The organism is [Flexibacter] sp. ATCC 35103 (genome assembly GCF_001975985.1).
Taxonomy (GTDB): Bacteria; Bacteroidota; Bacteroidia; order Flavobacteriales; family Flavobacteriaceae; genus Flavobacterium.
The window spans coordinates 45,660-68,527 of record NZ_MTQF01000004.1 but is presented as its reverse complement, the minus strand read 5'-3'; the positions used below and the strand labels follow the sequence as shown (position 1 = coordinate 68,527).

26 protein-coding genes, 1 other RNA gene and 1 pseudogene are annotated in these 22,868 nt (G+C 32.6%); 18 read left to right on the top strand and 10 right to left on the bottom strand.

Features of this window, described 5'->3' with window-relative positions:
- The first annotated feature begins 6 nt into the window (after nucleotides 1-6).
- The 3 genes from BXU01_RS08395 (at nucleotide 7) to BXU01_RS08385 (ending at nucleotide 1,980) form a co-directional block, all read left to right on the top strand.
- A complete protein-coding gene (locus BXU01_RS08395; protein WP_083692769.1) occupies nucleotides 7-588 on the top strand; it encodes a TMEM175 family protein in 582 nt (193 codons plus the stop codon).
- Nucleotides 589-784: 196 nt separating this feature from the next.
- Complete coding sequence (locus tag BXU01_RS08390) at nucleotides 785-1,345, top strand: Crp/Fnr family transcriptional regulator (RefSeq protein ID WP_083692768.1); 561 nt, start codon at nucleotides 785-787, stop codon at nucleotides 1,343-1,345.
- Between the two features lie 56 nt (nucleotides 1,346-1,401).
- Nucleotides 1,402-1,980 carry an NAD(P)H-dependent oxidoreductase gene (locus BXU01_RS08385; protein ID WP_083692767.1) on the top strand — a complete coding sequence of 193 codons (579 nt, stop codon included), beginning with the start codon at nucleotides 1,402-1,404 and terminating at the stop codon, nucleotides 1,978-1,980.
- Between the two features lie 21 nt (nucleotides 1,981-2,001).
- Here the strand turns inward: BXU01_RS08385 and BXU01_RS08380 are convergent, their stop codons facing one another.
- Nucleotides 2,002-2,289: a DNA polymerase III gene (locus BXU01_RS08380; protein ID WP_255373726.1), complete on the bottom strand. Its 288-nt coding sequence runs from the start codon at nucleotides 2,287-2,289 to the stop codon at nucleotides 2,002-2,004.
- Here BXU01_RS08380 and BXU01_RS23640 point away from each other — a divergent pair.
- Entirely contained in the window at nucleotides 2,288-2,596 is a 309-nt protein-coding gene (locus BXU01_RS23640) for a hypothetical protein (protein WP_165689771.1), read from the top strand. The genes BXU01_RS08380 and BXU01_RS23640 overlap by 2 nt on opposite strands.
- Nucleotides 2,597-2,648: 52 nt before the next feature.
- Here BXU01_RS23640 and dnaX read toward each other — a convergent pair whose 3' ends face one another.
- Complete coding sequence (gene dnaX / locus BXU01_RS08370) at nucleotides 2,649-3,734, bottom strand: DNA polymerase III subunit gamma/tau (RefSeq protein WP_083692764.1); 1,086 nt, start codon at nucleotides 3,732-3,734, stop codon at nucleotides 2,649-2,651.
- Nucleotides 3,735-3,992: 258 nt separating this feature from the next.
- Here dnaX and BXU01_RS08365 point away from each other — a divergent pair, with 258 nt between their 5' ends.
- The 6 genes from BXU01_RS08365 (at nucleotide 3,993) to BXU01_RS08340 (ending at nucleotide 6,729) form a co-directional block, all read left to right on the top strand.
- Nucleotides 3,993-4,313 (top strand): hypothetical protein, encoded by a 321-nt coding sequence (locus tag BXU01_RS08365; RefSeq protein ID WP_083692763.1) that lies wholly within the window; start codon nucleotides 3,993-3,995, stop codon nucleotides 4,311-4,313.
- A 52-nt stretch (nucleotides 4,314-4,365) separates the two neighbouring features.
- Nucleotides 4,366-4,815: a nuclear transport factor 2 family protein gene (locus BXU01_RS08360; RefSeq protein WP_083692762.1), complete on the top strand. Its 450-nt coding sequence runs from the start codon at nucleotides 4,366-4,368 to the stop codon at nucleotides 4,813-4,815.
- Nucleotides 4,816-5,152: 337 nt separating this feature from the next.
- On the top strand, nucleotides 5,153-5,632 hold the full coding sequence (locus BXU01_RS08355; RefSeq protein ID WP_083692761.1) for a BON domain-containing protein: 480 nt from the start codon (nucleotides 5,153-5,155) through the stop codon (nucleotides 5,630-5,632).
- Nucleotides 5,633-5,639: 7 nt separating this feature from the next.
- Entirely contained in the window at nucleotides 5,640-6,011 is a 372-nt protein-coding gene (locus tag BXU01_RS08350; RefSeq protein WP_083692760.1) for a LysM peptidoglycan-binding domain-containing protein, read from the top strand.
- Nucleotides 6,012-6,194: 183 nt separating this feature from the next.
- Nucleotides 6,195-6,443, top strand: coding sequence for a type II toxin-antitoxin system ParD family antitoxin (locus BXU01_RS08345; protein WP_083692759.1), 249 nt, complete (start codon nucleotides 6,195-6,197; stop codon nucleotides 6,441-6,443).
- Nucleotides 6,436-6,729: a type II toxin-antitoxin system RelE/ParE family toxin gene (locus BXU01_RS08340; protein WP_083692758.1), complete on the top strand. Its 294-nt coding sequence runs from the start codon at nucleotides 6,436-6,438 to the stop codon at nucleotides 6,727-6,729. Before BXU01_RS08345 ends, BXU01_RS08340 begins: the two co-directional genes overlap by 8 nt.
- 214 nt (nucleotides 6,730-6,943) lie before the next feature.
- Here the strand turns inward: BXU01_RS08340 and BXU01_RS08335 are convergent.
- Nucleotides 6,944-7,314, bottom strand: a pseudogene (locus BXU01_RS08335) (winged helix-turn-helix transcriptional regulator).
- Between the two features lie 128 nt (nucleotides 7,315-7,442).
- Between BXU01_RS08335 and BXU01_RS08330 the strand changes: the two are divergent.
- Together BXU01_RS08330 and BXU01_RS08325 are read left to right on the top strand one after the other, a co-directional pair.
- Nucleotides 7,443-8,237 (top strand): SDR family oxidoreductase, encoded by a 795-nt coding sequence (locus tag BXU01_RS08330; protein WP_083692757.1) that lies wholly within the window; start codon nucleotides 7,443-7,445, stop codon nucleotides 8,235-8,237.
- A gap of 31 nt (nucleotides 8,238-8,268) precedes the next feature.
- Nucleotides 8,269-8,592 carry a nuclear transport factor 2 family protein gene (locus tag BXU01_RS08325; RefSeq protein WP_083692756.1) on the top strand — a complete coding sequence of 108 codons (324 nt, stop codon included), beginning with the start codon at nucleotides 8,269-8,271 and terminating at the stop codon, nucleotides 8,590-8,592.
- 44 nt (nucleotides 8,593-8,636) lie between these two features.
- On the opposite strand, the gene BXU01_RS08320 is transcribed toward BXU01_RS08325, so the two are convergent.
- A complete protein-coding gene (locus tag BXU01_RS08320) occupies nucleotides 8,637-8,930 on the bottom strand; it encodes a hypothetical protein (protein WP_083692755.1) in 294 nt (97 codons plus the stop codon).
- 123 nt (nucleotides 8,931-9,053) lie between these two features.
- On the opposite strand from BXU01_RS08320, the gene rnpB reads away from it, so the two are divergent.
- The 3 genes from rnpB (at nucleotide 9,054) to BXU01_RS08305 (ending at nucleotide 11,697) form a co-directional block, all read left to right on the top strand.
- Nucleotides 9,054-9,371: RNase P RNA component class A (gene rnpB, locus BXU01_RS08315), an RNA gene on the top strand.
- 31 nt (nucleotides 9,372-9,402) lie between these two features.
- A complete protein-coding gene (locus tag BXU01_RS08310) occupies nucleotides 9,403-10,653 on the top strand; it encodes a cation:dicarboxylate symporter family transporter (protein WP_083692754.1) in 1,251 nt (416 codons plus the stop codon).
- 126 nt (nucleotides 10,654-10,779) lie between these two features.
- On the top strand, nucleotides 10,780-11,697 hold the full coding sequence (locus BXU01_RS08305; protein WP_083692753.1) for a ketopantoate reductase family protein: 918 nt from the start codon (nucleotides 10,780-10,782) through the stop codon (nucleotides 11,695-11,697).
- 2 nt (nucleotides 11,698-11,699) lie between these two features.
- Here the strand turns inward: BXU01_RS08305 and BXU01_RS08300 are convergent, their stop codons facing one another.
- The 5 genes from BXU01_RS08300 to BXU01_RS08280 form a co-directional block, all read right to left on the bottom strand.
- Complete coding sequence (locus tag BXU01_RS08300) at nucleotides 11,700-11,894, bottom strand: hypothetical protein (protein ID WP_055096600.1); 195 nt, start codon at nucleotides 11,892-11,894, stop codon at nucleotides 11,700-11,702.
- Between the two features lie 97 nt (nucleotides 11,895-11,991).
- Nucleotides 11,992-12,678 carry a response regulator transcription factor gene (locus BXU01_RS08295; protein WP_083692752.1) on the bottom strand — a complete coding sequence of 229 codons (687 nt, stop codon included), beginning with the start codon at nucleotides 12,676-12,678 and terminating at the stop codon, nucleotides 11,992-11,994.
- 10 nt (nucleotides 12,679-12,688) lie between these two features.
- A complete protein-coding gene (locus tag BXU01_RS08290) occupies nucleotides 12,689-14,047 on the bottom strand; it encodes a sensor histidine kinase KdpD (protein WP_083692751.1) in 1,359 nt (452 codons plus the stop codon).
- Nucleotides 14,048-14,368: 321 nt separating this feature from the next.
- The gene (locus BXU01_RS08285) at nucleotides 14,369-14,974 is read right to left on the bottom strand and encodes an RsmD family RNA methyltransferase (RefSeq protein ID WP_083692750.1); all 606 of its coding nucleotides are present in this window, start codon (nucleotides 14,972-14,974) and stop codon (nucleotides 14,369-14,371) included.
- Entirely contained in the window at nucleotides 14,971-15,792 is an 822-nt protein-coding gene (locus BXU01_RS08280) for a DUF3822 family protein (RefSeq protein WP_083692749.1), read from the bottom strand. Before BXU01_RS08280 ends, BXU01_RS08285 begins: the two co-directional genes overlap by 4 nt.
- A 427-nt stretch (nucleotides 15,793-16,219) precedes the next feature.
- Between BXU01_RS08280 and BXU01_RS08275 the strand changes: the two genes are divergently transcribed.
- Entirely contained in the window at nucleotides 16,220-17,644 is a 1,425-nt protein-coding gene (locus tag BXU01_RS08275) for an ATP-dependent RecD-like DNA helicase (protein WP_083692748.1), read from the top strand.
- Between the two features lie 109 nt (nucleotides 17,645-17,753).
- Nucleotides 17,754-18,584: a 4,5-DOPA dioxygenase extradiol gene (gene ygiD / locus BXU01_RS08270; RefSeq protein ID WP_083692747.1), complete on the top strand. Its 831-nt coding sequence runs from the start codon at nucleotides 17,754-17,756 to the stop codon at nucleotides 18,582-18,584.
- Between the two features lie 117 nt (nucleotides 18,585-18,701).
- Here ygiD and BXU01_RS08265 read toward each other — a convergent pair whose 3' ends face one another.
- Complete coding sequence (locus BXU01_RS08265; RefSeq protein WP_083692746.1) at nucleotides 18,702-21,788, bottom strand: non-ribosomal peptide synthetase; 3,087 nt, start codon at nucleotides 21,786-21,788, stop codon at nucleotides 18,702-18,704.
- A gap of 294 nt (nucleotides 21,789-22,082) precedes the next feature.
- Between BXU01_RS08265 and kdsB the strand changes: the two genes are divergently transcribed.
- Nucleotides 22,083-22,814: a 3-deoxy-manno-octulosonate cytidylyltransferase gene (gene kdsB / locus BXU01_RS08260; protein ID WP_083692745.1), complete on the top strand. Its 732-nt coding sequence runs from the start codon at nucleotides 22,083-22,085 to the stop codon at nucleotides 22,812-22,814.
- Nucleotides 22,815-22,868: the final 54 nt, after the last annotated feature.

Below are 22,868 nucleotides of genomic sequence, written 5' to 3'. Positions count from 1 at the left end.
GCATAAATGAATAAAACAAGACTCGAAGCCTTTAGTGATGGTGTATTGGCCATTATTATAACCATTATGATTTTAGAAATTAAAGTTCCTGAAGGACATGAATTTGCCGATTTGAAACCTCTTATTCCTAAGTTTCTAAGTTATATTTTGAGTTTTATTTATGTGGGCATTTACTGGAATAATCACCATTATTTATTTCACGGATTAACAAAAGTAAACGGAAAAGTTTTGTGGAGCAATCTGCATTTACTTTTTTGGCTGTCCCTAATTCCGGTTTCTACAGGATGGATGGGAGAACATAATTTTGCAAAAGCCTCAATGGCCTTATACGGAGTTGTGCTGTTTTTATCTTCAGTGGCATATTTTATTTTACAGAAAATTGTAATTAATAACGAAGGTCAAAATTCGATATTGGCAAAAGCGATTGGAAGGGATATGAAAGGAAAAGTTTCTTCTATATTATATGTAGTAGGTATAATTTCTTCATTTTATAACGAATGGATTGCCGGAGCTGCATACTTTATAGTTGCTATGTTATGGTTAATTCCTGATAAAAGAATTGAAAGAGCTTTTGCTGCTAAAAATTAATTTTTTTCTTTTACAAAAAAGGATTATTTTCTACAAAAAAAAATCCTGTTAGAAATAAATATCAGCTTAGAATATTTCAACTGATTGAATTCACGTTTAATACTTTAACGATCATTTATTAGCTCCGTAGGAGCGATATTCTATTAAGTATTAGTAAAAATCTTCAGCTTCTCATTAATAAAAATTACAATTTATAATGAAATCAGTTTTTCAATCGATTCAGGTGCTGCCTCAAAATGAATTAGATCTTTTAGAGGATTTAATTACATTTCGAAAACTTAAAAAAGGAGCGCTTTTATTGAAAGAAAATCAGGTTTGTAATGAAATCGTTTTTATTAAAAGCGGCATTTTGCGTTCATATTTCTTCAACCATCAAGGCGATGAAATTACAAATTGTTTTGCCTTTCAAAATGAATTTATGGCTTCATTTTCAAGCTTTATAACACAAAATGTAGCCGAAGAAAATATTCAGGCGCTTGCTGATACAGAATTACAAATCATAAGCCGCGAAAGTCTCGAAAAGCTTTATAAATTAGGAATTCATTGGCAGGAAATAGGTCGTAAACTAACCGAAATGGAGTATGTAACGCTTCAGAAACGAATGATTTCATTCCAGAAATTATCCGGAACACAACGGTATCAGGAACTTTATGAAAATCATCAAAAATATCTTCAGCTGATTCCGCTTCAATATTTAGCTTCTTATTTAGGCGTAACCCCAAGACATTTAAGCCGGATTCGTAAAGCGGTTTTATAGGACATTTGTCCTGTAATGATTTTTATCAGAATAGTATTTTTGTAAAAAAAGGAAATATGAAAAAAATAGTGATTATAAATGGACATCCAAATCCGTCCAGTTTTAATTTTGCAATTGCCCAATCTTACTTAAATGGTGCAATTGAATCTAAAGCTCTGGTAGAAACGATAACAATCGCCGAATTACAATTTAATCCAAATCTGAAATTTGGCTATACAAAACGAATTGAGTTAGAACCGGATTTATTAGAATCGTGGGAAAAAATTAAAAGGGCAGATCACTTGGTTTGGATTCACCCAATTTGGTGGGGCGGTTTGCCTGCGATCACAAAAGGTTTTATAGATCGTTTGTTTTTACCTGGAATGGCTTTTCAGCATCGCGAAAATTCAGTTTGGTGGGATAAATTGCTAAAAGGAAAAACCGCGCATATAATCACTACTTTAGATCAGCCAAGCTGGTATTATCGATTGTTTTATGCCAGACCAAGTGTGAATCAGTTAAAAAAAACTGTTTTGGAATTTTGCGGCATAAAACCTGTAAAAGTCAGTTATATTGGAATCATAAAAACGGCTGATGAAAAGCAAAGGGAAAAATGGCTTAAAAAAGTTTTTGACTTTGGATTTCGAAATAAATAACAAACTCTGCGGCTAAAAATATTAGGCATTTAAATCCAATCCAAATGTAGAACGTAAAAGTTCAATATTTGGGTTGATTTCCAATAAACGATTGTATCGATCCTGATCGTTCAGACTTCGTTTGTTTTCTACAGCTTCATTTACATTAATCTGTATTGTAATATTATGATTGTGCAAATGTCCTTTTAGATGCCCTAAAAGACCAAGCATCTGGCTTTCAAAATCTAATTTAGAACCTTCATTTGGTAATTCAAGCGTAATTGTCGTTCCGTCTAAAGTTGGGTCGTTGATCAATAATAACGATTCCATGATCTTAAATCCTTTATCGCCCAAACGCTGTGCATATTTATTCCATTGCACTAACATTTCAGTTTCTGTAAATTCTTCTGTTGGTAATACCGAAGATGGCTTTACATATGATTTAGTGCTGGCTTCCAGTTCTTTTTTCTTACGGATACTGGATAATGAAAAAGCAGAAATTTTAGGTTCAGTACTAACTTCAGCTTTTGGAGCAGATACAGGTGTTTCCTCTTTTTTTGGAGTTTCAACTACAGTAGAAGTGTTTGCATTTGCAATTTCCGAAGTTGGTTTTTCAGCTTCAGCTTTAGGCTTTTGACTTTCAACTTCAACTATAGAATATCCGCTATTTTTATAATAAACAGGAGGAATTATGAATTGCTCAACTTTTTTTTTTCTCCATCAAAGTTGATAGAGGCCAATTGCATCAAACATAATTCAACCAAAAGACGTTGGTTCTGACTTAATTTATATTTTAAATCGCAGTCGTTAGCAATATCAATTCCTTTAAGTAAAAATTCCTGAGAACATTTTTGTGCTTGTACGCCATACATTTGCTGCGCTTGTTCACCTACTTCAAGCAAAGAGATTGTTGCAGGAGTTTTGCTCACTAATAAATCCCTGAAATGCGAAGCCAGTCCGGCAATAAAATGATGTCCGTCAAAACCTTTTGCAAGAATATCATTGTAAGCCAGTAAAAGATCCGGAATTTTATTCTCTAAAAGTAAATCAGTAATGCTAATGTAGGTTTCGTAATCTAAAACGTTTAGGTTTTCTGTTACAGCCTGACGTGTTAAGTTTGTGCCGCAATAAGAGACTACACGGTCAAATATAGACAAAGCATCACGCATTGCGCCATCTGCTTTTTGAGCAATAATGTGCAAAGCATCATCTTCAAAATTAATTCCCTGACTTGTTGCAACTTCTGCCAAATGTTCTTTAGCATCTTTTACGGTAATTCTTTTGAAATCAAATATCTGACAACGAGATAAAATTGTTGGAATAATTTTGTGTTTCTCTGTTGTCGCCAAAATAAAAATAGCATGTTTTGGCGGCTCTTCCAATGTTTTCAAAAAAGCATTAAAAGCTGCCGAAGACAACATATGGACCTCGTCAATAATATAAACTTTGTATTGTCCAGTTTGTGGTGGGATCCTAACCTGATCGATAAGACTACGGATATCATCAACAGAGTTGTTTGAAGCCGCATCTAACTCAAAAACGTTAAAAGCAAAATCCTCATTGGGATCGTCGTATCCGGGCTGGTTTATTTTACGGGCCAGAATACGGGCGCAAGTTGTTTTACCAACTCCACGTGGTCCGGTGAATAAAAGGGCAGAAGCAAGGTGATTGCTGTCGATAGCATTCAGCAAAGTGTTGGTAATGGCTTTCTGGCCTACAACATCCTTAAAGGTTTGTGGGCGATACTTACGAGCCGATACTACAAATTGTTCCATATTCTTTTTTATTCGATAGCAAATATAGGCTGAAATTTACCAAATCACAAATCTGAAATTCATAAATATTAGACGTAATTTTGATTGTTTTGAATGTGAGTAAGTAAGGTTTTGTTTTTAGTTTTATGAGAATTTAGAAACCGTAATTTCTGCTTAATAAAAACAGATTAAACATTATTTTAATTTAGTTTATTTGTGAGAAATTTTTTCCTGTTTAGCATATTTATAAAATTTAACGGCAAAAAAATAAATTAAATCATGATTTCGAAGAAGAGAAACGGATTTCGAAAAATAACAGTAGACAATGCAATTTACTATTGGAGATTAAACAATGTTATTGAAATTAGACCCGATCAAAACCAATCTAATAAGCTTGAAATTGATTTTGGATATTTTGATCATTGGGAGTTTGCCAATCATCCTGAAGAACGTCCTGAAGATTTTGAACCTAAAATTGTAACTCCCGGGTTTATCAAAAGAATAATTCAAAATGCAATCCAATTAGATTGGGACATAAATGATAAAAATAAAGTATTAAAATTAAGTTATAGAAATAATGAATTTCGAATTTTGGAATAAAAAAACCAGACTATTAAAAACAATCTTTTCTCCTCCTAAAAACTAACTTTCTATGAAAAAATATTTTGTATTAATCACAATTGTATTTTTTTCTTTTCAGCTTCAGGCTCAAACTTCGCAAGATACAATTGATATCAAACGTGTTGCCTTGGCTTATATTGAAGCGCAACATACCCTGAATCCTAAATTGATGGAAAGCGCCTTGCATCCACGATTGGTAAAGAGATCAGTTTTTAGAAGTAAGGCTGCTCAAAAAGATTATATATCAGAATATTTTGCAGAGAATATGGTTATTCTTGCGGAGACTTATAATGCAAAGGGAGATAAATTCCCTAAAAATCCTAGAAAAGACATAAAGCTTTTAGATGTTTCTGCAAGAACAGCATCTGTTAAACTATTAGCAGATGCATGGATAGATTATATGCACATTGTAAAAACAAATGGAGAATGGAAAATAATAAATGTACTTTGGCAATATAATGATGTATCGCAACATGAATAGTTTTTATACGTAAAATTCAATGAAAATATACTACAATGAAAAAAAAATTAATTACTGCTGCTATTGTTATTGGGATTTTTGCACTTTTTTTTGGATTGATTTTATTCTATTTTTTTAATATTCATAATTTTAATTTTTAAGATATCTACAAATACAATTTTTGTAAAACTAATTAAACCTTATTTCTCAATGAGAAGTCCTGAATCTCTAAATTCAGGATTTTTTATATCTGTAAATCGCAAGAATGTGAATAGTGTAAAAATTGTAGGATTATTATGTAATATTTAGTATTTTTATTCGTTTAATTTTATATGTTTAATACTAAAAAAATATCATTATGAAAATTAAATCTATTTTATTGGGGATGGTGCTTGCCGTAACATTGGTGGCTTGTGGACCAAAAGATGCGGATATTCAAAAAGAGATTTCTGCAAAGATTAGCGGTCTTCCGGGAGTAGAAGTATCTGTTGTAAAAGGAGTAGCAACTATTTCAGGAACTTGTAACGATGAAACAGTAAAACAAAATGCTGAAAGTATTGTAAAAGGAGTTAAAGGGGTTAAAACAGTTGTAAACAACTGCGAAATTCCAGCTCCGGAACCTGTAGCAACAGAAGCTCCGGTTGAAATTAATGCTGATAGTGTTTTAAATACTTCGGTAAATGATGTGGTGAAAACTTATAATGGTGTAACAGCTACAGTTAAGGATGGTGTGGTAACACTTACAGGAGATATCAAAAAAGACCAATTGCCTAATTTGATAAAAAGTGTACAGGAATTGAAACCTAAAAAGGTAGAAAATAAATTAACTATTAAATAATGTCGCTATGAGTTTAAAAGATAAATACAAAGAATTAACAGATTTAGCCACTAATTTAGGAATATCTAATTTGCAAATTAGAGAACAAGACAATGTATTGTATGTTGATGGTAAGGCAAAATCTGCAGAAGACAAAGAAAAACTTTGGAATGCTTACGGAAAAATAGATCCTGAATTCAGATCGGCTGATGTAGTAATGAATATTGAAGTGGCTGAAGGAACAACAACAGAATATACTGTAAAAGGTGGCGATTCATTGTCTAAAATAGGAAAAGCACATGGTGTTTCATGGCAGGCAATTTACGAAGCCAATAAAGATGTTATTAAAAATCCTGACCTGATTCAACCAGGGTGGAAATTAAAAATACCAACAGCATAATTTATTTATGCGTCGTTATAAAAAGTCCGTCTTATGATGGACTTTTTTAGTTTTAAATCCTTTCCTTATAGAGTATTAGGAGAAAAATTTTATGTAAAGTGAACACAGATAGAAATTACAAATAATAATACTTTTGAAATGTTACCAAAAATTGGTAACTTTGGATGAATTTATAAAATTGCTATGGGACGAAATACTTCAATATCACTAGGAAATCATTTTGAGAACTTCATTGAAAATAGTCTTGCCGAAGGAAGATTTAAAAACGTAAGCGAAGTTGTTAGAGCCGGATTACGTCTTTTGGAAGAAGAAGAAAATAAACTAATTATCTTAAAGAAAGCAATTCAGGACGGAATTGACAGTGGACGTGCAGAAAACTTCGATGCAAAAAAACATCTTGAAAGTTTAAAAGCGAAGCGAAAAAATGAATAAATATCATTTAACCAATAAAGCAGTTGAAGATTTAACCAATATTTGGAATTATACTTATGATGAATGGTCAGAAAGTCAGGCTGATAAATATTATCCTTTACTTTTAAATTCATGTAAGGAAATAGCAGAAAATCCAAATCTTGGTAAAAAATATGATAACATAACAGATAAATTATTAGGTTTTAAATCAAATGAACACATAATTTTTTATCAGATTATTTCAAATAGTGAAGTTGAAATTATTAGAATTCTCCATAGAAGAATGGATTTGAAAAGTAAGTTTTAAATTTCAGAATTTAGGCAAATTTTGCTCTCATTTTGTCATTTCGAATAATGAGACCAAGCGTAAATTCTCTTATAGATGCTAAATCTCCAGCCTTATGATAGAACAGGAAATTCTTTTGTGTCTCCCGCCGCGTACAAAAAAAGGTTACTTTTATTTTAATAGAAGTTCAATGAACTTCGTTTGTAATGAATAAGCAGTATACCTTCTGGAAAAATTATTCAGCATTATCACTTAAAGGTTCTTTAAGAATAGATTCTCTTAAACGCTCCTGATTTTTATCTCCCCAGTTTCCTAAATCAGAAATTATTGGTATGATTGTTTTTCCAAAATCGGTCAGGCTGTATTCGACTTTGGGCGGCATTTGTGCATAAATAATTTGGATACTAATGCATGTTGTTCCAGTTCTTTTAACTGAATATTCAGAACTCTTCTGGAAGCATCCGGAATTTTTCGTTGTAGTTCGCTTGGTCGCTGAAATCCTTCATTGATGAACCATAGCAAACGAATTTTCCATTTGCCGTAAAGCACTTCTCCAATCAGGTCCAGGCCACAATTTAAGTTCAAAGGAATTTTTCTTTCATACATATATACAAATTTAACTTAATGTTCTAAACTGTACAATAGGAGAAAAATTTATCCCTATGCAATTCGGTTTTCCGTAATTGTGGGAACCCGTGATACTGTCGAAATTTGTCCTGTATAAAACAAACAACATGGAAAAAGAATTTAATTTTAATAAGGAGTTATCGGGCAAAACTGCTTTGGTAACAGGCGGAACAAAAGGAGCAGGAAAAGCAATTGCTGAACGATTATTGCAAGCCGGTGCAACGGTAATTATTACGGCAAGAAACAAACCTGAGTTTGAGAATGAAGGAATGCATTTTATTTCGGCAGATTTGAGTACTTCAAGTGGTACAGAAAAAGTTATTGAAGAGATAAAAACAAACTTTGGCAAACTTGATATCCTGATTAATAATCTGGGCAGTTCAGAAACTCCCGGCGGTGGTTTTGAAGTTTTAAAAGAAGCAGACTGGGAGCGTACTTTTCAGGCGAATTTGTTTGCACCTGTAAGGTTAGACAGAGGTTTTTTGCCCGGAATGATAGAACAAAAAACAGGTGTTATTATTCACATTGCTTCCATTCAGGGAAAATTGCCCTTATTTGATTCGACTTTGCCTTATGCAGCAGCAAAAGCAGGATTAATTAATTATAGCAAGAGTTTGTCTAATGAAGTTTCTCCAAAAGGAGTCCGCGTACTTACGGTTTCACCGGGATGGATCATGACAACATCAGCAAACCGAATGATGGAAAGAATTGCAGAAAGCTCAAATAGTACAGTCGAAGAAGCAACTCAAAGTGTTATGGATGCGTTGGGTGGCATACCGTTTGGCAGACCTGCAAAACCAGAAGAAGTAGCAGAACTAATTGGTTTTCTGGTTTCGCCGCGAGCCAACTATCTTACAGGAACTGAGTTTGTAATTGATGGCGGAACGATTCCTACGATTTAAAATTTAATGAAAACTAGTACAAACAAAAGAGATGAATTTACCCGTTATAATTTTAGAGCTGCTTAAAGCACAGGCAGATTTTGACAGCAAAGCTTATTCAGAATGTTTCTCGGACACAGCTTTAGTGTATGATGAAAATGAAATACACAAAGGTCCGGATGAAATAATGAAATGGAATGAAAAGACCAATAAAATGTATCAGACTCAACTTGAAGTATTAGAGTTTGCGACAAGTAACACAACAAACATACTGACTACAAAAGGCACAGGAACTTTTGAAGGAAGTCCTATTGTTTTAAAATATCACTTTGAATTAAAAGATGGTAAAATCAATAGTTTGAAAATAACCGCTTAAACATTTTATGTCGCTGAGTAAAATTTTTACTCAGCGACTTATTATCATCTTCCTTTAATACTCAAATCGGATAAAAACTTGGCAGTTTCCTGATCAGAATCAGCTGAGAAGCCTGCTACATACACGCCTTTTTTTCCGTTATTTGATTTAATTCCGTATACAACCGCCTCATCGCCGGGATCTGAATCCCCTTCGTATCGATACACATGTACAATTTCAAATTTTTCAGGATTTTTTTTAATCATTTCTGAGTTTAGATTAAAGTCACAAGTAAATCCTTTTTCATGTAATTGATCCAGAGCTTTTGAAACAGTTGCGTAATGATACATTCTAGTCATGATAATTGAATTTAAAATTATGGATTTTAAAGATAACTAATTTAAAATTAAATCATTATGAAAATGAGGCTAAAATCTAAAATTTAAAATCATTATTCTTAGTAGATAAATCGCTACTTTTGCGCCGCAGACCGCCTTATCGTCGTCCTGATTTATTGGGAGGGAGGAAAGTCCGGACACCACAGAGAAGCATAGCGGGTAACACCCGTCGGTGTTAGAAATAACGCAAGGACAAGTGCAACAGAAAGTATGTACAGGTAATGCTGTAGTGAAACCAGGTAAACTCTATGCGGTGAAATACCAAGTATATCAGCATTTAAGGGCTTCTCGTCCGTTGTTGAAGGGTAGGTAGCTTGAGTCTCGTAGTAATGCGGGATCTAGATAAATGATAAGGCTCTGATTTATCAGGGACAGAATCCGGCTTACAGGTCTGCATTTTTTATATATTTGTGAAACTCTCTAATCTACTTTCATGAATATAACCTCTCAAAAACCTACTGCTAAATCTAAAAAAAGTATTTTTTATACTATAATTACCAATCTTACTTTTTGGGTTTTGATTGCTATAATTGAGGGAATCTTACTGGGACATTTTTCGCCTGCAAATGGCGTGAAAATGGAAATTCTGGGAGCTAAATTTATAACACTTATCAAAATTTTTATTGGTCCGATAATCTTTCTTACGATCGTTTTGGGAATTTCAGGTATGGGAAACCTGAAAAAAGTAGGGCGAATTGGTGTCAAGGCACTTGGATATTTTGAAGTAGTTTCGACAATTGCACTCGCGATTGGTGTTGCTGTAGCTTATTTTTTTAAACCCGGAAAAATTGATAAATCAGGTTTGACACTTGGTGATGCCAGTCAATATACAAATGGTGCAGCAAAAGATTTTTCCTGGCTGGAATTTTTCTTTTCGAATTTTACCTTACAAGTTTTACTCGCAGCAATTATTTGCGGAATCGCTTTGAATTTTTATAAAAAAAGAGAACAAACGATTTTGGTTTTAGATCGCTTTTCAAAAGTGGTTTTTCTGGGCTTGAAATATGTCATGTATCTTGCGCCAATTGGTGCATTTGGCGGAATGGCGTATACAATTGGCAAGTTTGGATTACAGACTTTGATTCCGCTTGGCAAACTGATGTTGTGTGTTTACCTGACTATGGCGTTGTTTGTATTCCTGATTTTAGGCAGTATTCTGAAATATTATAAAATCAGTATTCTTTCTATTTTAAAATACATCAAAGAAGAACTTTTACTGGTTCTGGGAACATCGTCTTCTGAGGCAGCTTTGCCAAGTATTATGGTAAAACTGGAACAAATGGGGTGTAGTAAATCGGTTGTAGGATTGGTGATTCCCACGGGATATTCTTTTAATCTCGACGGAACTTCGATTTATTTGTCTATGTCGGTGATATTTCTCGCCCAATTATATGATGTTCATTTGAGTTTTTTCGAAATCCTGAGCGTTATCGGGATTCTGATGATTACCTCAAAAGGCGCGGCAGGTGTTACCGGAAGCGGATTTATTGTTCTGGCATCAACTTTAACGGCATTGCATAAAATTCCGGTTGAAGGTTTGGCTTTTTTATTGGGAGTTGATAAATTTATGAGTGAAGCAAGAGCGATAACTAATTTAATTGGAAATACAGTTGCAACGATTATAATTTCGAAAAGTGAGCATGATTTTACGGAGCTAAATCTTGATCCTGTTTTAGAAAAGTAACGTTGCGTTGAATGGCACGCGGATTTTACGGATTCGCTATTGCGAAAACGCGGATTTTTATCTCAATTTTGTCATTTCGACGGAGGAGAAATCACACAAATAATTAATGGCTAAAAAATAAAATTTATGACAAAAATTGGAATTTTAGGACTCGGTGGAGTAGGTGGTTATTTTGGCGGACTTTTAGCAAAAGCATATTATAAGTCTGATAAGGTTGAAGTGGTTTTTATCGCACGCGGTGAAACCCAAAAAGCCATTGCTGAAAACGGCTTGAAAATTATTACTGATGATTCGGAAACCGTTGTTTATCCAAAATTAGTTTCTAATAATCCGGATGAAATAGGCAAATTAGATTATTTAATCTGCGCAACCAAAACCTATGATATTGAGGAAAGTTTACTTTCGTTACAAGACTGTATTACGCCCCAAACAACAATTCTCCCCTTATATAATGGTGTTGATGCACCGGAACGGATCAGGAAAATATTTCCGTCAAATGAAGTTTTGCAAGGTTGTGTCTATATCATTTCGATGATTTTTTCGCCGGGAACAATCCGAAAAATTGGTTTTTATGAAAAATTATTTTTTGGATCTAAAACTGCCTCATTTTCAAAATTAAACGAGTTGCAAAACATTTTTCAGAAAGCTAAAATCGAAAGTTATTTAGCAGATAATATTGAAGAAACAGTTTGGGAAAAATTCATTTTTATATCAGCTCTGGCCTCAGCAACTTCTTATTTAAACCAAAATATAGGTAGCATATTAAGCAATAAGGATTCTAAAGCAATTTATGTAGAATTGCTTCATGAAATCGAATTAGTTGCCAAAGCAAAAGGCTTACAATTACCGCATGATATTGTAAATCAGACTATCATAAAACTAGAAAAATCGCCTAAAGAAGCGACTTCATCTATGCACAGAGATTATTTGGCAGGTAATAAAATAGAGGCTTCTTCGCTAACAAAATTTGTTGTTGAAGAAGGTTTGAAATATGGCGTAAAAACCCCTCTGTACGAAAAAATAAGTAATGTATTATTGTCTTAAATTTATGCTTCGTCTTTTGTTGCGCGCACTAAACTTATTCCTGACATGAAAAATACAATACCTAATATGCCGTAAATAATTAATGATTTAATGTCTCTCGTTTCGCCTGAAGTACCTGCAAATATAACTGCTGTGTAAATCAAACCAACTATTCCAAGGATTGTTAATAATCCTCCGAAAAATCTTTTTAGGTTCATGATGTTTGGTTTTAAATGTTTCATTACAAATGTATTATGCTTTGTATGCGAAACGTTATACAATTGATTTTAAAACTTATATCATTTACAGTAAAAATTAGGAAGTTATTTTAAATTCTAAACCAATATTTCGAGTGCTTTCAATACTGATCTTTGGATCTGAATTAAAATATTTTCTAAGCCTGCTGATAAAAACATCCATACTTCGTCCTGAGAAATAATCATCTTTTTTCCACACTGACATTAAAATTTGGTCCCTTTTTAATAACTGGTTATGGTTTAGATATAAATATTCAATAAGAGAAGCTTCCATTTCTGTAAGCTGCTGGACATGATTTTTATTGCTTAGGGTCAATCTTTCATTATCAAAAATATAAGAACCAATTTCGATTATAGTATCTCCGTCCAGACTTCTTCTTTGTTCGATTCTCTTTAGAATATTCTGCAAACGCAGAACGAGTTCGTCGACTTCAAAAGGTTTTATGATATAATCGTCTGCACCTAGTTTTAATCCAATGATTTTGTCTTCTTTTAACTTTCTGGCAGTTAGAAAAATAAACGGAATCTCAGGACTGATTGTAATTATTTTTTCGGCCAATGAAAATCCGTCTAATTTTGGCATCATGACATCAAAAATACAAATGTCAAAAGCCTGATTTCTAAAATAGTCTAAAGCTATTTCGCCATTTTCTGCCCAGATTACTTCAAATTGATGCAGTTCTAAATATTGTTTTAAAATTGCAGCAAAATCAAAATCGTCTTCGGCTAAAAGTAATTTTTTCAAAATAAGGTAATTAAACTTTTAATAAAATAGTAAACTGAGTTCCTTTTCCTAAATCACTCACAACCCTAACAGAGCCCTGATGCGCTTTTATAATTTGATCGACATAATACAATCCTAAACCTAAGCCTTTTGTATTATGAAGATTTCCTTGTTCTACGCGATAGAATTTTTCAAAAAGAAGTGATTGTTTGTTCTTTTCAATTCCAATTCCGTCATCTTCAACACTAATCGAAAATTGATTTTGAATTAGATTTGTTTTTATTGTAATCGTATTAGAACCGTATTTTACAGCATTTTCAAGAACATTTAAAAGTGCCGTAGTCAGATAAAATTTATCCAGAATTAGATTTGTTTTCTGCGTTTGAAAATTGGTTTCAATATTGATTTTCGGATAAGTGAGTTTAAAATCGTTTACAATAGCAAGCAGAAAATCTTCAGTTTCTATTTTTTCCTTGTGTAATTCTATGTCGTTTTCTGCCAGTGAATTAGCCATAACCTGATCGATTAAACTTTGTAAACGATTGTTCTGTCTTGAAATAGTATTTACAATCGAATTGAAATTTACATCATTATCCCTAATGTTTTTCTGCTCCAGGATTTTAGTAGAAATACTCAAAGTTGCCAAAGGTGTTTTGAGTTCGTGCGTAATATTATTGATGAAGTCAGTTTTGACATCGCTCACTTTTTTTTGTTTTATTAAAGCTCTGATAGCAATTACAAAAAGCATTATAAGTGTTAAAATCGACAGTAAAGATAAAATTAGTATAAAAGTCATTCGTCTTAAAATGATCATTTCCCAATCGATTACAGAAATATACATCGAATCTTCTGTCAATAATTTATAATCCTGGTTTTGATAAATACCATTTGTAGTGCCAACATAATTCCGAACCAAAAAAGCATGATTTAATGACGCCAGATTTCCATATAATTTATTTTGAATAAAAGGCTTTTCAGAAAAAATAGTGTCCGCTTTTTTGGCGTTTTGGTACAACACAAATTTATTCAGGACAATGGCAAAATCTATTTTTAGATTGGGTAAATCTCTTTTGAACTTACTTTGAATTTTCTGTGTTAAAACATCATTGTATTCGTTTTCAAGAATATAAGTTTTAACTTGAGATTTGCTGTTTTTTCCCTGAATATAGTTTTCAGATAATTGTTTGTAAAGTGCTTCCTTTTTAGCAACAAGTACCGAATCTATATCACTGTAATTATTTGAGATTTGAGCAATTTTATTCTTGATTTCAGTATGAAACTGTGCCACTTTGTAATCATAAGTAGTTTTAACGAGATAGCATTGCACCGTTGATAAGACAATCAAAGCGATGACAGAAAATGCTATTAATAAATTGATTCTTTGTTTCATAAAAGTTTAAATGCATTCCAAAAATAAAGCTTTTATAAGACAATTTTCGTATTAACCTGGCATTAACCTTCCATTAACCTACGGAACCTTTTTTTAAAAGCACTTTTGCAGAATTCAATCTAAAATTTAATTAAAAATGAACCTTTATTTACCCGTAAAACTTTTTCTGATTCTGTTTTTCTTCCTGCTTTCCTTATTGGGATACGCATAAAAGAAACTGATTTTACAGGAAAAAGTATGGAAGAAACTTCAAACCGATTTAAGTAAAAACAAAAAATTCCCTTGAATTTCAAGGGAATTTTTATATTTTAAATTGAAAGATTATCCTTCATCATCTTCTGTAGCTTTGCCGGATAAATCTATTGTAAGTTCTTCGTCATCATCAGTTGAGTTTAATTCGAAGAAACTAAAAAATGAACCTCCATAACTTTTCTGAAAAGAGAAATTACTTAAATGTTCCATTTTGGTATATTTTGAGTGTTCGATAATCATCATTCCGTCTTCGTGAAGCAATTCTCTTTCGAAAACCGTGAGAACAATTTTTTCAAACGCAGTCTGATCTAATCCGTAAGGAGGATCAGCAAAAATAATATCGTAGGAAGTTTTACAGTTTTCTAAAAATTTATAAACATCACTTTTAGTTGCTGCAATTTCAAAATCATATTCTGATGAAACTTGTTTGATGAATTTTACGCATCCAAAATCTCCATCAACAGAGGTTATTGGAGCGCTTCCGCGTGAAGCGAATTCAAAACTTATATTTCCTGTTCCCGCAAATAAGTCTAAAACCTTTAAGCCGTCAAAACTAAAATGATTGTTCAAAACATTAAATAATGCTTCTTTACTCATGTCAGTAGTAGGTCTTACAGGAAGGTTTTTTGGCGGAGAAATGCGACGTCCTTTGTATTTTCCTGAAATGATTCTCATGATTGAAATAAGATATAATGTTTTTGATTTTGTGCAGTTGAAAAACTATTTTTTTCTTGTAATGTGCTTACATCCAAAAAGGATATATGACGAATGTATTTATATGCAATGGCATAAAATGCATCGTTTTGATGTATTGTCCCTAAAAGTTCCAATGGAAAACTTTCCGGATTTAAACTTAGTTGTTCGGCCGTAAAAAGTATATAATATAGAAAATCTTCAGGAGTCTGGTATTCAAATGAATTGAATAATAGCAACTTTTGATTTTGTACCACAATAATCTCAAAATGATCCGGATTGAAATTCACCACCATTTTTTTCTGGTCGTTATTTTTTGAACTTTCAAGAAGTTTTTCGACCAAAATACTGTTAACATGTTTATAGTCAAACGATCCAACATTGTCAATTAAAAAATTGTTGATATTGATATACGGAATATAAACCGAATGCATTTCATAATTCGAAATTTGATCGAAAGTAAAAAAATCAGTCTCAAAAACTTTTGTGGTATATTGTAAATAGCTTCCCAGGAAATTTTCGTCGAATAAAGCTGTAGGTACAAAAGTCGAAAGATTATTATTATGAATGACTAATATCTCGTCGTAAGTATCTTTTAATTCCGGATGATTTTTAAAAGCAGCACTATATAAATCTTCAATTTTTGATGTTTTTTGTGTAGCATCAAAATTGACTTCATTAAATGCGGTAATCGTATTATTTAGAGTATCAAAACAACAAAACGAAAATCCATTCAATGAAACCTGAATAGAAAGCTTTTTGTAATTTTTAGAAGTGATGTTAGTATTTTGCAATGACATATTGATTTACAATTCGTTACCTGTTTTACAAGAAAGAATTTAAGGCGATTACAAACTTACAAATTAAAAAGGAACAATTACAAATGCAATTTCGAAAAACAATTTCAAACTAAAGTTAGCAACATGTTATATTTGTATTATTTTTCTGAAAAATATAAGTAATTTAAGTTCATATTAATTGAGTGCAATAAATATAAAACTTAAACTACTACATTACTTATATGGTGAAAGAACGCTATAATTTAAATTGATTTTTTGAAATTGACATTGATATTACCATTTAAAATAAACCTTAATCTATTTGATTGTTATGTGAAATCTTTTGTATTGATTCCAGAATAATATGAACTAATATCACTTATATGGTGGAAAAGATTAATTGAAATTGCCATTAAAAAAGCCGAACTTTGTATCTCAAATTTATTTTATGAATTCATCATTGTTTTACGGCGTTTTACAAAAACGATTTCCTTTTGCTCCAACATATAAACAGGATATTTTTTTTCAGAAAATCGCTATTTTCCTGACAGATACGCATAATGATACCATATTTGTGCTGAAAGGATATGCAGGAACCGGAAAAACAACCGTGATTTCTACAATCGTAAACAATCTGGGCGACATTAATAAAAAGTTTGTTTTGCTGGCTCCAACAGGCCGCGCGGCAAAAGTAATTGCTAATTATTCGAATACGCCTGCTTTTACGATTCATAAAAAAATATATTTTCCTAAAAAATCTGCTGGTGGAGGTGTGGCATTTACCAAGCAATTGAATAAGCATAAAAACACCATTTTTATAGTCGATGAAGCTTCGATGATTTCAGACAGTAACTCTGATTCTAAATTGTATGATAACGGATCTCTTTTAGATGATTTAATTTCATACGTATATTCCGGTACAAATTGCAAAATGATACTTTTAGGAGATACAGCGCAGTTGCCGCCCGTGAATTTAGACATAAGTCCGGCGTTGGATATTCAGACTTTAGGAGTTCATTATGATAAAGAAATCGAGCATATCGAACTTGATGAAGTAATGCGTCAGGAAGAAAGTTCAGGGATTTTGTACAATGCAACTGAATTACGTGAATTACTCAAGGATTCTTTTATAACTGAGTTTAAATTTAATGTAAAAAAGTTCAAAGATATTGTTCGGCTTACTGATGGATATGATATTCAGGATGCTATAAATTCTGCATACAGCAATTATAGTATTGAAGATACCGCTTTTATTGTTCGTTCGAATAAAAGAGCAAATCAATACAATGAACAAATCAGAACCCGAATTTTATTTAAGGAAAGTGAGCTTTCTGTTGGGGATTTCCTGATGGTTGTCAAGAATAATTATTTCTGGCTTAAAGAAACTGATGAAGCAGGATTTATTGCCAACGGAGATATTATTGAGGTTTTAGAACTTTTTGGAATCAAGGAATTGTATGGTTTTAATTTTGCAAAAGTAAAAATTAGAATGGTCGATTATCCGGATCAAAAGCCTTTTGAAACTGTTTTACTTTTAGATACTATTAAAAGTGAATCTCCATCTTTGACTTACGAAGAATCAAATCGCTTGTATGAAGAAGTGATGAAAGATTATGAAAATGAAACTACAAAATACAAGAAGTTCCAGAAAGTAAAAGAGAATGAATATTTTAATGGTCTGCAAGTGAAATTTTCTTATGCCATTACGTGTCATAAATCGCAAGGAGGACAATGGAACACCGTTTTTATTGAACAGCCTTATTTACCAAACGGAATCGATCGTGATTATATCAGATGGCTTTACACGGCTATGACGCGTGCTAAAAATAAATTATATTTGATAGGATTTAAAGACGAGAGTTTTGAGGAATAGTTTTTAGCCACGAATTTCACGAATTAGCACGAATTATTTTTTATAGCCTTACAAATTAGTGTAAATTAGTGAAATTTGTGGCAAAAACTTCACAGAGATACATTTTACAATGACAACACTAAACGACTTACATTCGATTTCTTCTACGTTTTCGAATACAGATAAAATGCCGGTTTTGTTTTTAGGACATGGCAGCCCGATGAATGCAATTGAAGAAAATCAGTTTGTGGCTGGTTTTCGCAATCTGGCTAAAACATTGCCGCAACCCAATGCGATTTTGTGTGTATCAGCACATTGGTTTACAAACGGAACTAAAGTGACTTCAATGCAAATGCCAAGAACAATCCACGATTTTGGAGGTTTTCCGCAAGCCCTTTTTGATGTGCAGTATCCTGCAAAAGGAAGCCCGGAATTAGCTCTGGAAACTAAAAAAATATTAGAACCAGTAGCTGTAGATTTAGACGAACATTGGGGACTGGACCATGGCGCGTGGAGTGTAATCAAACATTTATATCCGGAAGCAAATGTTCCGGTAATTCAGCTGAGTATCGATTATACAAAATCAGGTCAATATCATTTTGAATTGGCACAGAAACTTCAGTCTTTGCGTCATAAAGGCGTTCTGATTATAGGAAGCGGAAACATTGTTCATAATTTGCGTTTAGTTGATTTTAGAAATTTTGACAAAGATAATTATGGTTTTGATTGGGCAATTGAAGCCCGTGAAACCGTTAATAATTATTTGTTAGACGGAAATTTCCAGCCTTTGATCGATTTCGAAAAAATGAATAAAGCGATTCAATTGGCAATTCCAACACCGGATCATTATTTGCCTTTGTTGTATACTTTAGGACTAAAAGAAAAATCAGAAGAGCTTAGCTTATTCAATGACAAACTATTGGCTGGTTCTTTGAGTATGACTTCTGTAAAAATTATGTAATAATAACTTAACTTTTGAGAATCTTTGCGTGACAATTCTTTTATAAAGATTTACTTAAGTTTCAGCTAATAATTATAAAAAATAAGGGATAATATCAAAAATATTATCCCTTATTTTTTACTGTTTCACCTCTTCAAAAACGCCCATAAATTCTAAGTAAGGCGTCATCAGGTTTTTATCAAATACAGGCGGAATCAAATTAGAATCGGCTAAAAAACGTTTTGTATTGCTTCGATCGTAATAATAGGTATTTTCATAAGCTTCTACCAGTGATTTGCCTTCATGTACATCTTCGGTAAACAAGCTGAGTAAAGGATAAATAGGTAAATTGGTATCATACTTCCATTGATTAAGCCATTGATGATATTCCATTCCTTTTAAATTTACATTATAATATTCATTCATTTTTGAGCAAAAATCAGTCAGGGAAACATCATTTTCAGCCAAAGGAGAAAGATGGAAATTGAGTCCCACGGCTTCCTTTTTTTTACTGATATGCGTAATCGCTTTACACATATAATCTACTGTTGTTAATTCATCTTTTAGCCCCATAACCAGCGGAAATGATTTAAGCTGTACACAACTTCTTATTAATGCTCCCCACCATTGATTCATAACTGTAGCGCCAGAAGTGCTGTGACAAACGGCAAATCCTAATCTGAAATTTATAATAGGGAGACCTTTACTTTTTGCTTTTTCAGCAATACTTTCCATGACCCATTTAGTTTTTATGTATCCTAAATCACGCGATACGGCATCCATATTTTGATCTATGGAATCATCTTCATACATCCATGTTTTTTTTGTAAAAGGTCTTCCCCAACTAAAAACTCCCATTGATGACAGCAAAACCAGATATTTTATTTTTTTGGTAACAGCAAGATCAATAACATTGTGCAAACCATCAATATTAGATTTTTTGATTAAAGGATATGGCTGTACATAACTTACGGAGCTTCCGGAATGGTAAATAACTTCAATGTTTTCTGTGATAAATAGGTAATTTTCTGTAGTCATCCCAAAAAGAGGCAATGACAAATCGCCAATCATAGCAATCACACGATAATGATTATCAGAGAGCCATGGAAGTTTAAATTTAGAAAAAGTTTCTTTAATTCGCTCTAATCCATCTTCCTGAGATTTAGCACGTACTAAGCAATAAATTTTTGCATTGGTATGAAGTAAAAGTTCTTCTAATAAATGAGATCCTACAAATCCTGTTACACCAGTTAAAAAAATGGAATTAGGATTTTTTAAAATTACCGGATCAGGAACTTCATTCACTGTAAAATCAATGTGCAGTTCAGCATCATTTATTAATTCATTAACCATTTCCTCGGCTTTCTTTTTTTGAGAAACTTCTGTTTCAAGCATCCGTTTTTCAACCTCTTTTACAAATGACGAAACGGTTGTAAAAATATAAAGTTCAGGCAGGCTGATGCGGTTTCGAATTGGCTCCGGAAGATTGATATGAAGTTGGGCGAGTAATAAAGAATGACCGCCAAGTTCAAAAAAATCAGCATTATCTTCTATGACATTTAGGGATAATAAATCTTTCCATATGTGTTTTACGATTTCTTTCAGATTATCATCTTTCCATTTAGGAACTGAATTGTTTTTGGTTTGATTTTCGGGAATTTCCAATATAGACTTATCGATTTTTCCGGCATGTGTCAATGGCATTTTGTCTATTACGATATATTTATCGGGTAACATATATGCAGGCATTATTTGCTGCAGCTTTGCCCTTATATTTTGTAAAGATTTTGCTTCATCATCTTTTGCCGTGTGCAATTGAATGAAAGCAACTAAAACAGGCAGACCATTTTCTTTTTTCTGAACTTTTAATGCTGCTTGCGAAATTTGAGGAAGTTTTGAAATATGATGCTCAATTTCTGCCAGTTCGATTCTGTAACCTCTTATTTTGACCTGATCATCTTTTCGTCCGTAAAATTCCAGATTCCCATCTTCTCGTATTAAAACCATATCTCCCGTTTTATAGAGTGTATTTTTATGATTTACTAATTCTAAAAGCCATTTAGGAGTTTGTATAAATACATTTTTAGTATCTGCCGGACGATTTAGATAGCCAAGTGCCAATTGATCGCCGCCAATATAAAGTTCTCCAATAACACCTTTGTCTGAGGGATTTAAATTTTTATCTAAAACTAATAAATTGGCAAAAGGTATTGCTGTTCCAATAATTCTTGGGTTTACTTCGGTTTTAAACTCATAATTAGTAACCGCAACAGTTGCTTCTGTTGGTCCGTAACTGTTAATTAATCGAATTTTTTTATACCAGTTTTTTACAGTGTTTTCACTACATGCTTCACCGCCAATTGCTATTGTTTTAAGATTTCCAATTGTTCTGTTATGAGGAATTGAGGCCAAAACCATAGGAGGCAGTAAAGGAACAGTATCAATATTATTATCTATGATAAAGTCTAAAAGAGGTTCTCCAACAATTTTATTATTTGGATATAAATAAATCGTAGCACCCTTGATTAATGGTGTCCAGATATCTATTATTGCGGCATCAAAACTAGGAGATGCAAATTGAAGGGTTTTGTTTTCAGTAGATAAATTCAAAAAAGAAGCTTGAAATTGTACAAAATTAGAAAACGACTGATGTCCAATGATGACTCCTTTAGGTATTCCTGTGCTCCCGGAAGTATAAATTATGTATGCCGGATTATCAGGCAAAATGGGAGTTAGAATGTTTTTATCTGATAATGCTTTAAATGAGTCAGTTTCTACCAATAAATCTATCGCAGTGAAAATAGTATGATCACTTTTGATTTTATCCAATAAAGTATCTACTGTAAGCATTAGGTCAATTTCCGAATCAGAAATCATCATATTTATTCTGGCTTGCGGTAAATCACCATCAATGGGTAAATAAGAAGCACCGGTTTTTAAAATTGCTAAAAATGCAATAATTCGGTTTAAGGATTGCGGAATACAAACGCCTACTTTGCTCTTTGATTTGATATTATTATCCTTTAAATAACGCGCTAGCTGATTTGCTTTTTCATTAAGATTTTGATAAGTAATCTTTTGCGAACCATCAATTATCGCATTCTTTTCAGGATAAAGTGCTGCGATTTGTTCAATAAGCTGTACAACATTTGTTTCCTGATTGTATGATCCATTTATAAACGAATCATTTTTGTCATGGTCAGTGATTTTAATTTTGTGTTTCATCGTGTTAAATTTAAGTTAGAGTGGGGTGTTTGTAATAATCTTAATTACAATTTATTATAGATATATTGTATTAAAATTCAGATAAAATTACTTAAAAAAAATCTTACAATTTGTAATTAAATTGATAAATTAGAAACATCAAATTGTAATTTGACAGATGTTTATAAAAAGGTCATTAAAAAAGAGAAAAATGAAATTGGTGTATTAAAAAGAGCCAAAACCCATTGGTAATGTAAATTCTTTCAAACTTAATTTTGAATAGTTACATTTGTTTTACTTAAAAACAGAGTTAAAATGAAAATAATAGCGGTAATTCCGGCACGATATGCTTCTACACGTTTTCCTGCAAAACTGATGCAGGATTTAGGAGGGAAAACAGTAATTCTAAGAACTTATGAAGCGGCAGTTTCTACTAATTTGTTTGAGGATGTGTTTGTAGTAACAGATTCAGATTTGATATTCGATGAAATTGTTTCTAATGGCGGAAAAGCCATTATGAGTATAAAAGAACACGAATCAGGCAGCGATCGTATTGCCGAAGCTGTTATGAGCCTAGATGTTGATATTGTAGTAAATGTACAAGGTGATGAACCTTTTACTGAAGCAGGACCTTTAGAGCAGGTTTTATCAGTTTTTAAGAATGATGAAGATCGCAAGATTGATTTGGCTTCACTAATGCGCGAGATTACAGATGAAGACGAAATTAATAACCCAAATAATGTAAAAGTGGTTGTCGATCAATCACAGTTTGCTTTGTATTTTTCCCGTTCTGTGATACCGTATCCAAGAGATAAAGATGTTGGTGTGCGTTATTTTCAGCACATTGGAATTTATGCTTTTAGAAAACAGGCTTTATTAGATTTTTACAGCCTTCCGATGAAATCTTTAGAAGCTTCTGAAAAATTAGAACAGCTTCGTTATTTAGAATTCGGAAAACGCATCAAAATGGTCGAAACTACACATGTAGGTATTGGGATTGATACTGCAGAAGATTTAGAAAAGGCGAGAGCTATTTTGAAAGCTTAGTTTCCGTATAATGTCACGCGGACGAAATAGATTCGCTATCGCTAAAGCGCGGAT